General features: G+C 59.1%; 10 protein-coding genes. 3 read left to right on the top strand and 7 right to left on the bottom strand.

Going from position 1 to position 15,819, the window contains the following annotated elements:
• Positions 1 to 146: 146 nt before the first annotated feature.
• Positions 147 to 3,998: a sensor domain-containing protein gene (locus QYQ93_RS25110; RefSeq protein WP_043048449.1), complete on the bottom strand. Its 3,852-nt coding sequence runs from the start codon at positions 3,996 to 3,998 to the stop codon at positions 147 to 149.
• 284 nt (positions 3,999 to 4,282) lie between these two features.
• On the opposite strand from QYQ93_RS25110, the gene ettA reads away from it, so the two are divergent.
• Together ettA and gdhA are read left to right on the top strand one after the other, a co-directional pair.
• Positions 4,283 to 5,947, top strand: a complete 1,665-nt coding sequence (gene ettA, locus QYQ93_RS25105; protein ID WP_005791601.1) for an energy-dependent translational throttle protein EttA — start codon at positions 4,283 to 4,285, stop codon at positions 5,945 to 5,947.
• Between the two features lie 289 nt (positions 5,948 to 6,236).
• A complete protein-coding gene (gdhA, locus tag QYQ93_RS25100; protein WP_217883305.1) occupies positions 6,237 to 7,574 on the top strand; it encodes an NADP-specific glutamate dehydrogenase in 1,338 nt (445 codons plus the stop codon).
• Here gdhA and QYQ93_RS25095 read toward each other — a convergent pair.
• The 6 genes from QYQ93_RS25095 to QYQ93_RS25070 form a co-directional block, all read right to left on the bottom strand.
• Positions 7,571 to 8,068 (bottom strand): GreA/GreB family elongation factor, encoded by a 498-nt coding sequence (locus QYQ93_RS25095; RefSeq protein WP_043048447.1) that lies wholly within the window; start codon positions 8,066 to 8,068, stop codon positions 7,571 to 7,573. The genes gdhA and QYQ93_RS25095 overlap by 4 nt on opposite strands.
• A gap of 70 nt (positions 8,069 to 8,138) precedes the next feature.
• On the bottom strand, positions 8,139 to 8,495 hold the full coding sequence (locus QYQ93_RS25090; RefSeq protein ID WP_005791596.1) for a hypothetical protein: 357 nt from the start codon (positions 8,493 to 8,495) through the stop codon (positions 8,139 to 8,141).
• A gap of 241 nt (positions 8,496 to 8,736) precedes the next feature.
• On the bottom strand, positions 8,737 to 9,822 hold the full coding sequence (locus QYQ93_RS25085) for a type I restriction endonuclease (protein WP_338475717.1): 1,086 nt from the start codon (positions 9,820 to 9,822) through the stop codon (positions 8,737 to 8,739).
• Positions 9,823 to 10,058: 236 nt separating this feature from the next.
• Positions 10,059 to 10,370: a chorismate mutase gene (locus QYQ93_RS25080; RefSeq protein WP_338475716.1), complete on the bottom strand. Its 312-nt coding sequence runs from the start codon at positions 10,368 to 10,370 to the stop codon at positions 10,059 to 10,061.
• A 152-nt stretch (positions 10,371 to 10,522) separates the two neighbouring features.
• Positions 10,523 to 12,376 (bottom strand): DUF4105 domain-containing protein, encoded by a 1,854-nt coding sequence (locus QYQ93_RS25075; RefSeq protein ID WP_043048442.1) that lies wholly within the window; start codon positions 12,374 to 12,376, stop codon positions 10,523 to 10,525.
• Positions 12,377 to 12,468: 92 nt separating this feature from the next.
• Positions 12,469 to 12,957, bottom strand: a complete 489-nt coding sequence (locus QYQ93_RS25070; RefSeq protein WP_003194274.1) for a DUF3015 domain-containing protein — start codon at positions 12,955 to 12,957, stop codon at positions 12,469 to 12,471.
• Between the two features lie 265 nt (positions 12,958 to 13,222).
• Between QYQ93_RS25070 and QYQ93_RS25065 the strand changes: the two genes are divergently transcribed.
• On the top strand, positions 13,223 to 15,661 hold the full coding sequence (locus QYQ93_RS25065) for a Lon protease family protein (RefSeq protein WP_043048439.1): 2,439 nt from the start codon (positions 13,223 to 13,225) through the stop codon (positions 15,659 to 15,661).
• Positions 15,662 to 15,819: the final 158 nt, after the last annotated feature.

Below are 15,819 nucleotides of genomic sequence, written 5' to 3'. Positions count from 1 at the left end.
CGGACAAGTGGGGCTCATCTGGGGATGAGTGGTGACTGTGCTGGGCCCATCGGGAGCAAGCCCCCTCCCACATTTGAAGGTATTCACAGTTCAAAATGTGGGAGGGGGCTTGCTCCCGATGGGGCCATTAGCCTCACAACAGCAGCTCAGTCGAACATGAACAGCGCATCATTGCTGAACTGCGCCTCGAACCGATTCGCCGGCATCGGTCGCCCGAACAGGTAACCCTGCACCTCGTCACAGCCATGCTCGCGCAGGAAATCCAATTGCTCATGGGTTTCCACGCCTTCGGCAATCACCGCCAGGTTGAGGCTGTGGGCCATGGCAATGATCGCCCGGGCAATCTGCGCATCCTGTTCACCCGAGGGCAAGCCATCGACGAATGTACGATCGATTTTCAACACGTCGATGGGAAACTGCTTGAGGTAGTTGAGTGATGAGTAGCCGGTGCCGAAGTCATCCACCGCGATGCTCAGGCCCAGGTTCTTCAGGCTGGCGAGGATCTGCATGGCTTCGTTGACTTCGCGCATCAGGATGCTTTCGGTCAGTTCCAGCTCCAGGCAGGCCGGCGGCAGGCCGGTGTCCTTGAGGATGGTGGCGATGCGCGTGCCCAACTGGCCATCGGAGAACTGCCGCGCCGAGATGTTCACCGAGACTTTCGGCACCCGCACCTTGTTCTGATGCCAGCTCTTGAGCTGGCGACAGGCTTCGCTGATCACCCAGTCGCCCACGTCCACCACCAGGCCCAACTCCTCCAGCACGGGGATGAAGTCACCCGGCGGCACCAGGCCACGACGCGGATGGCGCCAGCGCAGCAGGGCTTCGGCGCCGGTCAGGCGTTTGCCGTCGCCGCTGAACTGCGGCTGGTAATAGAGCACGAATTCATTCTGGTCCAGGGCGTGGCGCAGGTCGCTTTCCAGCTCCAGGCGTTCCAGGGCGCTGGCGTTCATGTCGGCCTGGTAGAACTGGAAGTTGTTCTTGCCGCGCTCCTTGGCGTGATACATCGCGGTATCGGCGTTTTTCATCAATTGGCTCAGCTCGTTGCCGTCCTGCGGGCTGAGGGCGATGCCGATACTGGCGGTGACGAAGAACTCGCGGCCTTCCAGTACAAACGGCTTCACCAGGCTGGCGAGAATCTGCTCAGCCACATGAATCGCACGGTTCAACGCCATCTCGCGACTGACCCGCGGCTGCAAGAGCAGGGTGAACTCATCACCGCCCATGCGCGCCACGGTGTCGTCCTCGGCCACGCAACCGAGCAGGCGCGTGGCCATCTCCTTGAGCATACGGTCGCCGGCGGCGTGGCCCAGTGAGTCGTTGATCGGCTTGAAGCGGTCGAGGTCGAGGAACATCAGTACCACCCACGACTTCTGCCGCTCGGCCGACTGCAACGCAGTGTGCAGGCGGTCCTGGAACAGCGTACGGTTGGGCAGATGGGTCAGGGCGTCGTAGTAGGCCAGGCGATGGATGCGTTGTTCGCTGGCCTTGCGCTCGCTGATGTCGCTGAAGAAGCAGACGTAGCTGGCCAGGTCGCCCTCATCGTCGAACACCGCCGTAATGCCGACCCAGGCCGGGTAATGCTCGCCATTGCGGCGCTTGAGCCACACTTCGCCTTCCCAGGTGCTGTGCTGGTGCAGTTGCTTGAGCACATAGCGCAAGTGGGCTTCCTGCTGCTCGTCGACCGTGAGCATGTTCGGCAGTTGGTCGAGCACATCGCTTACGGCATAGCCGCTGACCCGGCTGAACGCCTCGTTGGCCTGCACGATATAGCCCGCCGGGTCGGTGATCAGGATGGCCGAGGTGGAATGCTCGAATACCGTGGCCGCCATGCGCAGGTCTTTTTCGGCGCGGCGTTGCTGGCTGATATCGCGGCCCACGCCGAGAATGCCTTCAAACGCACCATGTTCATCCCATACCAGTACCAGGCGCAGTTCGATCGGCACTTTGCGCCCGTCGGCGCGCAGGCAGTCGAACAGGAACAACTGGGTCTGAACATCATCGCGCAGCGTGTTCAAGGCCTCGGGGTTGCCCAGGGCGCGGCTGACCTGTTCCATCAAGCTATAAATGCCGGTCAACTGCTGCGGGTTGGCAATGATCGACTGCCAGCCATTCTTGAATACCCAGTCCACGTCATAGCCGAGCACGGCGTTGACCGATGGGCTGACGTAGTTGAGGGCCAGTTGGCTGTCGGTGGAACAGATGACGTCGCTGATGCTTTCGGCCAGCATGCGATAGCGCTGCTCACTGTCGCGCAGGGATTCGCTGGCCTCGATCTGGTCGGTAATGTCCTTGGCCACGCCAATGATCCGTGTGACCACTGCGGACGTGTCCCGGGCCAGGGCTTGTTCGCGGATATCGAAGCGACGCCATTGGTTGTTGCGGTGACGAAAACGCAGCTGGCAGTGCAGTTGCGTCGTGTAGCCGACCTGGCGCTGCTGTTGGCGCAAGTCGTGGTAATGCTCGGCGTCTTCGGGATGCAGCAGGATTTCCCAGAAGTACTCGCCCATTTGCTGCAGTTCGGCCCTGTTGTAGCCGAGGGTGTGGCCCAGGTGATGGTTGCTGAAAATCATGCGCTGGCTGATCACGTCCTGCACATACAGGTGGTCGGGCACGGTGCGCACCACGTCCGACCAGAAACTCTCGCGCTCCACCAGTGACAGCTCGGTCAGCTTGCGGCTGGTGATGTCGCTGATGCTGAGGATCACCGCCTTGAAGTCGTCCTGTTGCTCCGGCAGGCGCATCACCAGCCACAGGTATTGCTCATTGCCGGCTACATCGTTGAGCTGGATTTCCAGCTCCAGCTGTTTCTGTTGGGCCAGTACCGCTTCCAGCACCGGGTAGCCGATGGCGGTGGCGTTGTGTGGGCAATCATCGATCAGGCGTTCCCAGGCTTGCTCACATGAGTTTACGTTCAACAGGCGCACCGCCACCTGGTTGACCTCGGTGACCCGCAGTTCCTTGAGCAGTTGTTGGCGTTCGCTGGGGTTGGCCTGTAGCCAGGCATGCAGTTGCTCGCGGCTGTGCACTTTGGTGTTGTCGAAGAATGCCCTGAGCCCCGACAGGTCAAGCACGCACAAGGCCACGCCGGTGCCTTCGAAAATGTCCTGGTAGCGCCGTCGGCCCTCGTTCACCTGGCGCTGGCGGCGGCGCATGTTCAGCAGCACGATCACCGGTATCAACGAGAACGCCAACCCCAGCAGGCATTTGCCGATAAACGCCGGCAGCAGTTGCTCAAGCACTGCGCTGCGGTCGAACAGGCCGCGCAGTTGCCAGTCGCTTTTGCTCAAGGGCGTGACCAGCACGCTTTTGTTCAACTCCTCCGGGGTCAGCGCGCCGGCCCACTGCGCCGGCATGCCGCTGTCCCGGCTGACCACGCGATGGTTCAGGCGGTTCTCGATCGCCCACATCGGGCGCTGGGCCTGGGCATCCTGGCGTGTGAGGCCGGCCAGGTAGTTGGGTGCCAGGCGTAATGCCCAGTACACCTTGGAGCCACCGCTGGGCTGGTGCAGCAACAGATAGATGACGGTGCCGTCATTGTCGTTGCTCAGGTAATACGACTGGGAGTGGCTGCGCTTGACCAGCTCTTCAAGCCAGGCGCTGTCGCGGCTGTCGTCGTCGGTGTCGCTGATCAGCGCGCCGCTGGGCGCCAGCAGGGCGAAGCTGCGCAGTTCTGGTAACGAACGCTGCAAGGTGCGCATCAAGGCCTGCTGCTGTTCGGCATTGCGCGGTGGTTCGACGATGGGCAGCAGGTTCAGGGCGATCTGCGCGCTCAGGGCCATGCTCTGGCTGATTTGCTCGGCCAGGTCGGCACTGTAGTCGATGGTGTATTGCTGCTGGTTTTTCTGGTTTTGCTGCAACTGGTCGAGCAGTTGCCAGAACAATAACGCGAGCAGCAACAAGACAAGCGTCGCCAATGCGCCCTTCAAGGTGCCGTGCAGGGGCGCTCCCGGCGCAATATGAGCGGCGCGCAAGGGAGTTGGCGGCGTGACTTTGGACAAGCTGTGATCCTGCGGTTTGGCTGGACTGGCGCGCGACGTGCACTATAAGCCGGACGCCCGGAGGGCGGCTAGCATGCCTTGAGTTGTGGCAAAGTGCCAGTCCTGCCTGGCTGGACTGCCCCAGCGCATTCAGGTAGCTTTGCCGGTTACGCGGGGGCGTTCCAGCCCCAGACACTCAGGCTTTTCCCCACGCAGGCATTGATCATCGTCAACGGCCCGCGCGGCGCATGGCCTGGCACGGGCTTCGTCCGCTTAATTCATCAGTCACTGACGCTAGGTTCACCATGGCTCAATACGTCTTCACCATGCATCGGCTGGGAAAAGTTGTTCCGCCGAAGCGGGAAATCCTGAAAAACATTTCGCTATCTTTCTTCCCGGGCGCCAAAATCGGCGTGCTCGGCCTCAACGGTTCGGGTAAGTCCACGCTGCTGAAAATCATGGCCGGCGTCGACACCGAGTTCGAAGGCGAAGCCCGCCCGATGCCGGACCTGAACATCGGCTACTTGCCGCAAGAGCCGATCCTGGATCCGACCAAGACCGTGCGCGAAGTGGTCGAAGAGGCCGTCAGCGTGATCAAGGACGCCCAGGCGCGCCTGGACGAGGTCTACGCCGCCTACGCCGAACCGGATGCCGACTTCGACAAGCTGGCCGCCGAACAGGCCAAGCTCGAAGCGATCCTGCAGGCCGGCGACGGTCACAACCTGGAGCGCCAGCTGGAAGTCGCCGCCGATGCGCTGCGTCTGCCGGCGTGGGACGCCAAGGTCGAGCACCTGTCCGGCGGCGAAAAGCGTCGTGTGGCCCTGTGCCGCCTGCTGCTGTCGGCGCCCGACATGCTGCTGCTCGACGAACCGACCAACCACCTGGACGCCGATTCCGTCGCCTGGCTGGAGCATTTCCTCCACGACTTCCCAGGTACCGTGGTTGCGATCACGCACGACCGCTACTTCCTGGACAACGTCGCCGGCTGGATCCTTGAGCTCGACCGCGGCGCCGGTATCCCTTACGAGGGCAACTACTCCGGTTGGCTGGAAGCCAAGTCCGACCGTCTGGCCGCTGAATCCAAGCAACAATCGGCCCACGAAAAAGCCATGAAGGAAGAACTGGAGTGGGTGCGCAAAGGCGCCAAGGCCCGCCAGTCCAAATCCAAGGCACGTCTGCAACGCTTTGAAGAAATGCAGTCGCAGGAATTCCAGAAGCGCAGCGAAACCAACGAGATCTACATCCCGGCCGGCCCGCGCCTGGGTGACAAGGTCATCGAGTTCAAGAACGTATCCAAGGGTTATGGCGACCGTGTGCTGATCGACAATCTGTCGTTCTCCATGCCAAAAGGCGCGATCGTCGGCGTCATTGGTGGGAACGGTGCGGGTAAATCCACGCTGTTCCGCATGTTGATGGGCAAGGAAACTCCGGACTCCGGCAGCATCGAGATCGGCGACACCGTGCAACTGGCCTGTGTAGATCAGAGCCGCGACGACCTCGACGGCAGTAAGACGGTGTTCCAGCAGATCTCCGATGGTTCCGATCAGATCCGCATCGGTAACTATGAAATCCCGTCGCGTACCTATGTCGGCCGTTTCAACTTCAAGGGCGGCGACCAGCAGAAGTTCGTCAAGGACCTCTCCGGTGGTGAGCGCGGCCGCTTGCACCTGGCCCTTACCTTGAAAGAGGGTGGCAACGTGTTGCTGCTCGACGAACCGTCCAACGACCTCGACGTGGAAACCCTGCGTTCCCTGGAAGAAGCCCTGCTGGACTTCCCGGGCGCCGCCATTGTGATCTCTCACGACCGGTGGTTCCTTGACCGCGTCGCGACCCACATCCTGGCGTACGAAGACGACTCCCAAGCGGTGTTCTTCGAAGGTAACTACACCGAGTACGAAGCCGACCGTAAAAAGCGCCTGGGCGAAGCCGCTGCCCAGCCGCACCGTGTGCGTCACAAGAAACTGGCCTGATTCAGGGTGGTTTGAAAAAAACGGAGCCTTCGGGCTCCGTTTTTTTGTGTGTTTAATGCGGTCGAATGTGGGAGGGGGCTTGCCCCCGATGGCGGTTTATCTATTGGTGCATTCCCTTGACCTGAAATCCTCTTTTAAGTGCATAAAACCCTGAAAAACTGGATACAGTTATATCCAATGCACCATTTAATTTCACAAAGGCGACATTTTGCCCTGTCGCGGTGCGAAACGAATTGATAAAGTCCGGCTCATTCTCTGTTTAACAACAATCAATTTGCCGAGACTTTTCATGATCGAATCCGTCGAATCCTTCCTGGCCCGCCTCAAGAAACGCGACCCCGACCAGCCGGAGTTCCACCAGGCCGTAGAAGAAGTCCTGCGCAGCCTGTGGCCATTTCTTGAAGCCAACCCTCACTATCTGACCTCGGGCATCCTGGAGCGCATTTGCGAGCCAGAACGTGCGATTACCTTCCGGGTATCGTGGGTGGATGATCATGGCAAGGTCCAGGTCAATCGCGGTTTCCGCATCCAGATGAACAGCGCCATTGGCCCCTACAAAGGTGGCCTGCGTTTCCACCCGTCGGTGAACCTGGGCGTGTTGAAATTCCTCGCCTTCGAGCAAACCTTCAAGAACTCCCTGACCTCGTTGCCCATGGGCGGCGGCAAAGGCGGCTCGGACTTCGACCCCAAGGGCAAGAGCGATGCCGAAGTGATGCGCTTCTGCCAGGCGTTCATGAGTGAGCTGTACCGCCACATCGGTGCAGATGTAGACGTACCGGCCGGTGATATCGGCGTGGGCGCACGGGAAATCGGCTTCCTGTTTGGCCAGTACAAACGCCTGAGCAACCAATTCACCTCAGTGCTGACCGGCAAAGGCACGACCTATGGCGGCAGTCTGATCCGCCCGGAAGCCACCGGTTTCGGCTGCGTCTATTTCGCTGAGGAAATGCTCAAGCGCCAAGGCCAGCGCGTTGAAGGCAAGCGCGTGGCAGTGTCCGGTTCCGGTAACGTGGCGCAATACGCGGCGCGCAAGGTGATGGACCTGGGCGGCAAGGTGATTTCCCTGTCGGACTCCGAAGGCACCTTGTACGCCGAGAGTGGTTTGACCGAGGCGCAATGGTCGGCCCTGCTGGAGCTGAAAAACGTGCAACGCGGGCGCATCAGTGAATTGGCCGAACGCTTCGGCCTGGAGTTCCGTAAAGGCAAGACGCCTTGGGAGCTGGCCTGCGATATCGCCCTGCCATGCGCGACCCAGAACGAACTCGACGCCGACGCCGCCCGCATGCTGCTGCACAACGGCTGTATGTGCGTGGCCGAAGGCGCCAACATGCCGACCACCCTTGAGGCTGTGGATATCTTTATCGATGCGGGCGTTCTGTTCGCGCCGGGCAAGGCATCCAACGCCGGCGGCGTGGCCGTTAGTGGCCTGGAAATGTCGCAGAACGCCATGCGCCTGCTGTGGACCGCCGGGGAAGTGGACAGCAAGCTGCACAACATCATGCAGTCGATCCACCATGCCTGCGTGCATTACGGCGAAGAAAACGGCCGGGTCAACTACGTCAAGGGCGCGAACATTGCCGGCTTTGTGAAAGTCGCTGACGCGATGCTGGCCCAGGGCATCGTCTAGACCTCGGGTTCGATGCTCAGCACTTCGATCAACTGATCGCCGACGGGGCGTTTCCACAGCACCTCGTCACCCACCTGGGCACCCAGCAGGGCGCGGCCCAGGGGCGAGCCCCAGTTGATCAGCCCTGCGTTGGCGTCGGCCTGGTCTTCACCCACCAACTGGATGCGCTGCTGCTGGTCCTGCTCGTTAGCGAACGTGACCCAACTGCCGATTTGCACCTTGTCGGTGGACGTGGCAGGCGGCACAACCTGGGCGCTTTGCACTCGCTGGTTGAAATAGCGTAGATCCCGCTCAAGATCGGCTTGCCGCTGTTTATCGGCCTTGTCGCCCTTGGCGGACTCGGCGCTGTACTCAAGCTGCAATTGCGCAACCTTGGCTTGCAACTGCGCCAACCCTTGCGCAGTCAGGCGGTTGGGCTGTTCGCTGACCTGACGCTCCACCGGCTGATCGGCCTGGGCGGCAGCATTGTCTTCATTTACAAAAGCTCGGCTCATGGCGTTCTCCCTCTATGGCGTTTGGGCCATATTCGCCGTGCTTTAGTTTCGATGGATGTCTGCAAACGACCTATTGCGAGCGATAGGCCTTGGCCGCATCGCGGTCTTTTTCTTGCTGCCACTCGTGCTCGCGGTCGTTGTTGCGGTTGTCCTGGTAGTCGCGCAGCTCTTCGCTCTCGCGCATGGCCTTGCATTGGCGGAAACCATCCTCCCAGCCTTCGGCGTAGTGCTTTTCTTTCAGGTAACGCGGCACGTTCTTGCGAAACTCCCCGGTGATCACCCCAGCAGCCTGGCGACCACTGCTGCAACCGTCGTCAAAACCATCGGCAAAGGCGGGTGGATAACCCTTGGCCAATAAATCCTGATGGGTTGTTTGGCAACCCGCCAGCCACACCACTGCACACAGCATTAGCGCATACCGCCACATGGCGTACTCCCTGGCCGGTTCACGGCTGTTAAGGAGAGTCTAGAAGGGGTTTTGTCAGCTGTATGTGAAAGTGGTGTCAGAGGGATGTGCAGGACTTTTGGCCAAGTACAAAACCAAGTGTGGGAGGGGGCTTGCCCCCGATGGCAGAGTGTCAGTCAGTCTATTTGTTTCTGACCCACCGCTATCGGGGGCAGCCCCCTCCCACAGTATTATCCACAACTCCCGTCTCCCGCTGCAGGCTTTATTCGTAGTAACCCACTGTCTTTTTTAGCTGATCGGCGTATTCGTAAATTTCGTCAATGGATGAAATGGCGTGCCGGGTCTCATTCTTTTCCTCGTCGAATATCCCGAGGTACTTTTGGCTACGATTGAAGTGGAGCCGGCAGATGGGCTTACGATTGTTGTCGTCCAGTAATATTCCAAAATAGCTTTGGGTATCTCGTTGAACGATTCGTTTGGCATCGACTACGGAGCGAACGACAGCGCGGACGATGTGATAACCCTCCATTTCCTCAAGGGTCGTCAGAATTTTATCTTCTGCCTCTTCTCGATCCTGCAAGTCTGCATTCGCGCTATTCGCGACAGTCAATGACGTCATCGTCGGCTGAATTGCACCGCTCATAGCAGACTTAAGTCGCTCATTAATTTGGTCATTCAAAAATTGAGCTAACGCTTTTCGGGTTAGTTCGAAAAATTGCTCACGGACTCTTTGCGTGATCACTCCTTCATAAACGCGGGATGCGAAAAATTTCACGAAGTCGTCTTCTGGTTTACTGACTTGAGCGCCAATGAGTTTCTTGAGTTGGCTAACGTATTTCAATTCTCCCGCTGCGCTGATGATTGAGTCCACATCGAAGGCCGACTTGGTAAGTTTTATCAGCTCTGGTACGGAGTATTCATCAATGTCCAGTAGATCCAGTTCTAAAAATGGCTTTTCATCCATTTTATTAGGGGCGTCCAGATCAGTAAAAAATCTATAGACCTGGCCGTTGGTAAGAATTGAGATTCTTGCACTTGTAACGTGAAAGTACCGAAAGAGCTGCGACGCGTGATTAATGCTCAACGACTCGCCAATCTTTTTGCATTCAATGAGTATCTGAACTTCGCCATCTTTCATGATTGCGTAGTCGATTTTTTCACCCTTTTTCGTCCCTACATCGCAGACAAATTCGGGCGTCACCTCCTGCGGGTCAAACACGTCATAACCCAACACGGTGTTGATAAAAGGCATTACAAAAGCATTTTTTGTAGCTTCTTCTGTTTGGATGGCGGGGCCTTGCAGGCGAACTTTTGCTGCCAAGCTGGTGAGTTTTTCGAGAAATTCCATATCAGCCTCTTACCCTATTCAGATCCGTGTATAGAAGTGGTGGCAAATTGATGCCGTTCGATACTAGACACAAAACCTCACAAAGAGAATGAAGTGAGAGACGGTTTATTTCGTATGAAAAAAGCTAAAAAGTCGTCTGAAATTTCCTGTCTATTTTTCAATAGGTTGCAAGAGTGCTATGAATTTGTGCTTGCAGGCAAAAGGCTGATAAATCCTGAGTAGGTAAGACGGAGGGATCAGGCTCGTGGTTTGTCAGCCTTGTCCAGCACAGAATATTCAGCCAATTCTTGTCGGATAAACGCCGTAATCATCGCGCGATACACCTGCTCTGTGACCTCGGGGTTGGCGCCGGCCACCTGAGATAACCCACGTACCTTGGCGATCACCTGTTCAACCCGTTGTGGCGCCTTGACGTCATCGGTGCTTTTTTTGAAGCGTGCGGCTTGGGATACGTAGTGGCCGCGTTCGGCGATCAGAGCGACGATTTGCTGGTCAAGGAGGTCGATGTTATTGCGGACTTCTTCGAGGGTAGTGCAGTGAACGGCCATATTGAATGGGCTCCTGATTATGTGAGCAATGCTAACAAAATGTGGGAGGGGGCTTGCTCCCGATTGCGGTGGGTCAGTCAAAAATACTGAGACTGAAACACCGCCATCGGGAGCAAGCCCCCTCCCACATTTTGATTTTCATCAGGCTTTAATTAGTAGTGGTACCACTTCACTTCGAGCATCACTTCATTTACCGGCGTGGACAAGTGGCTGTATTCGCGCTGCGCACTCAGGCGCAGGCCCAGGTTGCGTGACAGTTCCCACTGCTGATTGAGGCTGATGCTGCGTCGCACTTCGCCGTTGGTGAAGAAATCGCCCTTGGCCTCCAGGCTCAGGTTGCCAAGCGGGTTTTTCCACAACACGCCGGTGTTGAAGCCAGCGGCGGGGGAGATGGCTTCGCTGAAGTCGTTGTTGTGCTCTACGCGCACGGTGCCGAGGGCGAAGCCGAGCATGTCGTCGGAGAGCTGCCAGGTGCCGCCGGCGCCGCCGTTGACATGGGCGACCAGGGTTTCGTCGTCGTGTTTGCCCGGCACCCGCTCCAGGCCGCCGGTGACTTGCCATGACCAGGGTTGCAGCAGCGCATTGCGCGGGGTCAGGGAGCGGATGGTGGCCAGGTCCAGTTGCTGCAGTTGCCAGTGGTTACCTTCGTACTGGCGCAGTTTCATTTGCAGGATTTCGATCTGGGCGCCCAGGGGGAAGCCTTCGGCGTTGTCGTTGAGGTCGTGATAGGCCATGCGCAGGCCGTATTCGCCGAAGGCTTTGTCGCCTCGGGTGCCGATGCCGGCTTGCCAGGTGCGCGACTCATGGCCGTTCTCGGGCAAGCCTGGGGGCGTGATCTTGAGGTCGGGCGCAGGGTTCTGGTTGATCGCTCGCAGCAGCTCGAAGCTGCGCTGGGAGCGTGCGCTGTCGCGCTCCAGACCGTTGGCGCGGTAGCGGCCCAGGCGGTAGGCGGCGTCGATGATCAGCGCCTGGCGATCACGGGGCAGCGCCTTGAAGACCGGTTCCTGCAATTGCTTCTGGTCATCGCTGACTTTCAATACCCACTGTTGCTCATCGCCATCCAGCGGCTTGGCGCGCTCGAGCAGTTCACGTTCGCGAGAGGGGCGATAGTCGATCTTCTCCACCAAGCCCGCTTCCTTGACGGCCTTGACCGTGTCGGTAGGGATCGCAGTGAGCGGGAATTGCTCGGTCAAACGCAGGCCGGGGCGTGCCACTTGCAGCAGTTCCAGCAGGCGGTAGGAGCAGTTTTCATCGAAGAAGAAGTAGTCGAACTGGATCTGCTTGAGTTCCCACACGTGCTCGACCATGCGCTTGGTTTCGACTTCGGTGAGGTTCAGGCGGTATTCCCACAGGTCGCGGTTTTCGAGACTACGGTATTCGGAGAGTTTTTCCTGGTAAGGCACCAGGGCGAACAGGCCGGGGTAGCCGCCCATCAGGCCCTTCCAGGCATACAAGATACTGTTGTCGGAGCCTTCGATATAAGCGCCGAAGTTGATCGCATAGCTGAGCAACGCGGTGTTGTTGCTTTGCACGTCGGCCTGGTCGATGCGCAGCAGGGTGTGGCCGAACATTGACGACGGGCTGTTGAGATAGGCCGCCGGGAAGATCATCACCGCGCTATGGGGCGCAACGTCCTTGAACCATTGGGTGAATTCTTTGCAGTCCAGGGCGGGCAGGTCGGTCAGATGCAACTGATCCTTTAGCCAGCGGGTACGTGCAGGGTAGACGCATTGGGCATGTTTTTCGCCCAGGCTGGCCGGGGCGTACAGCGCATCGACGGTGGCCCTGAGTTCCGCGTCCGGATGGTGGGCACCGTCGGCGGCGAGGAAGAATTTTTTGTCGCTGACGTAGCTGCGCCAGCCGCTGATCTTGCCGGCTTCGTAATGTCCCAGCGAAAGCCAGAACGGGTCATTGGCCAGTTGCTGCAAACGTTGATCGTCGAGGTGCGGGGCCGCATGCAGCGGGGCGCAGGCGAAGAGAGCCAGGCAAGCGAGGCGTTTGAGCATGGGGGCTACTTAAGTCGGACTGAAAAAAAGACCCAAGGGGGGCAGGTCGAAAAAATAAAACCCGCGCCTCGAAAGACGCGGGTGGGTCGAGCTTAAGCCTGGGTTGCGTATTTCGCCAGACGGGCATCACTTTTCAGTACTGCGATGGTGTTGTTGTGCACGTCGTCAGCGGTCACGTCAGCCTTGCTGAAGATCTGCTGGAAGTGCTCGTGGGTCACGGCCGCGAAGTGATCGCGATCTTCCGGGGCAACACCCAGTACCACCGCGTAGGTGGTCAGTGCTTCGCCGTTGCCTTTGGCCATGTCTTCGGACAGCTCGTTCATCATGCCATTCATGGCAATCCAGGACTTGCCGCCGTAGGTCAGGGCGCTGTTGGTGCTGCAACCGTTGGTGCCCGAGGTCATGCCGAATGTGGCGTTACCCGAGGTGCCGTTGGTGGTGGAGGCCAGGAAATGGGCCGGAGTGCCGCGCTGGCCTTCGAACAACATGTTGCCCCAACCGCAGTTCGGGCCACCTGGTGCTTCTGCCATTGCATTGAGGGAGACGACGGTGAAGAGAGTACCAAGAAGGATCCGTTTCATAGCTTTGTTCTCTTTGTGTGCAAACCAATGGACAAGGGTTCAGGCGCTTCGCAGCACCCTAGGGGCCAGTTATTAGTCCAACCCGCGCAGTTTGGAGTTTAGGCACGTTCCCGGGGTTCCGTGTTTTTTTATAAACATTCAATCTCCGGCGATTTTTTTGTAGGACGCGTGCGATGACTATGCTTTCCCAAAAGCGCGCCTTGCCAGAGCGCTCAACCGGGAGCCAGAATGCGCCCATCTGCCCCGCCTGATGTAAGGAAGCCCGATGCCTGATCCTGTTGCTGCCAGCTTGCGTCTAGCGCCCGAAGCGCTGACTCGCCCTTTCTCCGCTGAACAGTTCAGCTTCTCGACCACCAATGATTTGGAGCCCTTTCGCGGTGTGCTTGGCCAGGAACGTGCGGTTGAAGCCTTGCAGTTCGGCGTGGCCATGCCACGCCCCGGTTACAACGTGTTTGTCATGGGCGAGCCGGGCACCGGCCGCTTTTCGTTCGTCAAACGCTACCTGAAAGCCGAAGGCAAGCGCCTGCAGACCCCGGCGGACTGGGTCTATGTGAATAATTTCGATGAACCACGCGAGCCCCGTGCCCTGGAATTGCCGGGGGGCGGCGCCGCGGCGTTTATCGCCGATATCAACGGCTTGGTCGACAACCTCGTAGCCACCTTTCCGGCAGTGTTTGAACACCCGACTTATCAACAGCGCAAAAGCGCCATCGACCGGGCCTTCAACCAGCGCTACGACAAGGCGCTGGACGTGATCGAACGCTTGGCCCTGGAAAAGGACGTGGCGCTGTACCGCGACAGCTCCAACATCGCCTTCACGCCGATGCTCGATGGCAAGGCGCTGGACGAAGCCGAGTTCTCGCAACTGCCTGAAGCCGATCGCGAGCGCTTCCACACCGATATCTCCGAGTTGGAAGAACGTCTCAACGAAGAACTGGCCAGCCTGCCGCAGTGGAAGCGTGAGTCCAACAACCAACTGCGCCAGTTCAACGAAGAAACCATCACTCTGGCCCTGCAACCGTTGCTGGCGCCGTTGTCGGAAAAGTACGCAGAAAACGCCGGCGTCTGCGGCTACCTGCAAGCCATGCAGGTGTACCTGCTTAAAACCGTGGTCGAGCAATTGGTGGATGACGCCAAGACCGATGCCCAGGCGCGCAAGCTGCTCGAAGAGCAGTACTGCCCGAGCCTGGTGGTGGGCCATCCGGTCAACGGTGGCGCGCCCGTGGTGTTTGAACCGCACCCCACCTACGACAACCTGTTCGGCCGCATCGAATACAGCACCGATCAGGGCGCGCTCTACACCACTTATCGCCAGTTGCGCCCGGGCGCCTTGCACCGCGCCAATGGCGGTTTCCTGATTCTTGAAGCCGAGAAGATGCTCAGCGAGCCGTTCGTGTGGGATGCGCTCAAGCGCTCCCTGCAATCGCGCAAGCTCAAGATGGAATCGCCCCTGGGTGAGCTGGGCCGCCTGGCCACCGTGACCCTCAACCCGCAAATGATCCCGTTGCAGGTCAAGGTGATCATCATCGGCTCGCGCCAGTTGTACTACGCGTTGCAAGATGCCGACCCGGACTTCCAGGAGATGTTTCGCGTACTGGTGGACTTCGACGAAGACATCCCGATGGTCGACGAAAGCCTGGAGCAGTTCGCCCAGTTGCTCAAGACCCGTACCTCGGAAGAAGGCATGGCGCCACTGACCTCGGACGCGGTGGCGCGCCTGGCGACCTACAGCGCACGTCTGGCGGAACATCAGGGCCGGTTGTCGGCGCGGATTGGCGATTTGTTCCAGTTGGTCAGCGAGGCGGATTTTATTCGCCACCTGGCGGGCGACGAGATGACCGATGCCGGGCATATCGAGCGCGCCCTCAAGGCCAAGGCCACGCGCACCGGCCGCGTGTCGGCGCGGATTCTCGACGACATGCTCGCCGGGGTGATCCTCATCGACACCGCTGGCGCTGCCGTGGGCAAGTGCAACGGCCTGACGGTGCTGGAGGTCGGCGACTCGGCATTCGGTGTGCCGGCGCGGATTTCCGCCACGGTGTACCCCGGTGGCAGCGGTATTGTCGACATCGAGCGCGAAGTTAACCTTGGCCAGCCGATCCACTCCAAGGGCGTGATGATCCTCACCGGTTACCTGGGCAGCCGCTATGCCCAGGAATTCCCGTTGGCGATTTCTGCGAGCATCGCCCTGGAGCAGTCCTACGGTTATGTGGATGGCGACAGTGCCTCCCTGGGCGAGGCCTGCACCTTGATTTCGGCCTTGTCGAAGACGCCGCTCAAGCAGTGCTTCGCCATCACCGGCTCGATCAACCAGTTTGGTGAAGTGCAGGCGGTGGGTGGGGTCAACGAGAAAATCGAAGGTTTCTTCCGCCTTTGCGAAGCACGCGGCTTGACCGGTGAGCAAGGCGCGATCATCCCCCAGGCCAACGTTGCCACGCTGATGCTCGATGAGAAGGTGTTGCAGGCCGTGCGTAACGGGCAATTCCATATCTATGCGGTACGCCAGGCGGATGAGGCGTTGAGCCTGTTGGTGGGCGAGGATGCCGGTGAGCCGGACGCAGAGGGCCAATTCCCGGAAGGCACCGTAAATGCGCGGGTGGTGGAGCGTTTGCGAGCGATTGCCGAGATGATCAGCGAGGAAGATCTTAAGGAGGCGGAGAAGGAGCTGGCGCAGCAGGCGTTGGCAGAAGCCAAACCGACCTGATCCCTGAAGCTCAATGGGAATCAAATGTGGGAGGGGGCTTGCTCCCGATAGCAGTGGGTCAGTCAAAATTACTTAGACTGGCACACCGCAATCGGGAGCAAGCCCCCTCCCACATTTGCTCCTGCGTATGTCACTAAATTGACAGCTATCCCGGGCCG

This window comes from Pseudomonas khavaziana, assembly GCF_036704165.1.
GTDB lineage: Bacteria > Pseudomonadota > Gammaproteobacteria > Pseudomonadales > Pseudomonadaceae > Aquipseudomonas > Aquipseudomonas khavaziana.
This window is presented reverse-complemented; position numbering and strand designations above follow the sequence as displayed.

What these genes read in the sequence shown, in the direction of transcription:
- QYQ93_RS25095 (WP_043048447.1), bottom strand. Translation starts at nt 8,068, where the DNA reads ATGAGCCGAGCTTTTGTAAATGAAGACAATGCTGCCGCCCAGGCCGAT.
- QYQ93_RS25080 (WP_338475716.1), bottom strand. Translation starts at nt 10,370, where the DNA reads ATGGCCGTTCACTGCACTACCCTCGAAGAAGTCCGCAATAACATCGAC.
- ettA (WP_005791601.1), top strand. Translation starts at nt 4,283, where the DNA reads ATGGCTCAATACGTCTTCACCATGCATCGGCTGGGAAAAGTTGTTCCG.
- QYQ93_RS25085 (WP_338475717.1), bottom strand. Translation starts at nt 9,822, where the DNA reads ATGGAATTTCTCGAAAAACTCACCAGCTTGGCAGCAAAAGTTCGCCTG.
- QYQ93_RS25075 (WP_043048442.1), bottom strand. Translation starts at nt 12,376, where the DNA reads ATGCTCAAACGCCTCGCTTGCCTGGCTCTCTTCGCCTGCGCCCCGCTG.
- QYQ93_RS25065 (WP_043048439.1), top strand. Translation starts at nt 13,223, where the DNA reads ATGCCTGATCCTGTTGCTGCCAGCTTGCGTCTAGCGCCCGAAGCGCTG.
- gdhA (WP_217883305.1), top strand. Translation starts at nt 6,237, where the DNA reads ATGATCGAATCCGTCGAATCCTTCCTGGCCCGCCTCAAGAAACGCGAC.
- QYQ93_RS25070 (WP_003194274.1), bottom strand. Translation starts at nt 12,957, where the DNA reads ATGAAACGGATCCTTCTTGGTACTCTCTTCACCGTCGTCTCCCTCAAT.
- QYQ93_RS25090 (WP_005791596.1), bottom strand. Translation starts at nt 8,495, where the DNA reads ATGTGGCGGTATGCGCTAATGCTGTGTGCAGTGGTGTGGCTGGCGGGT.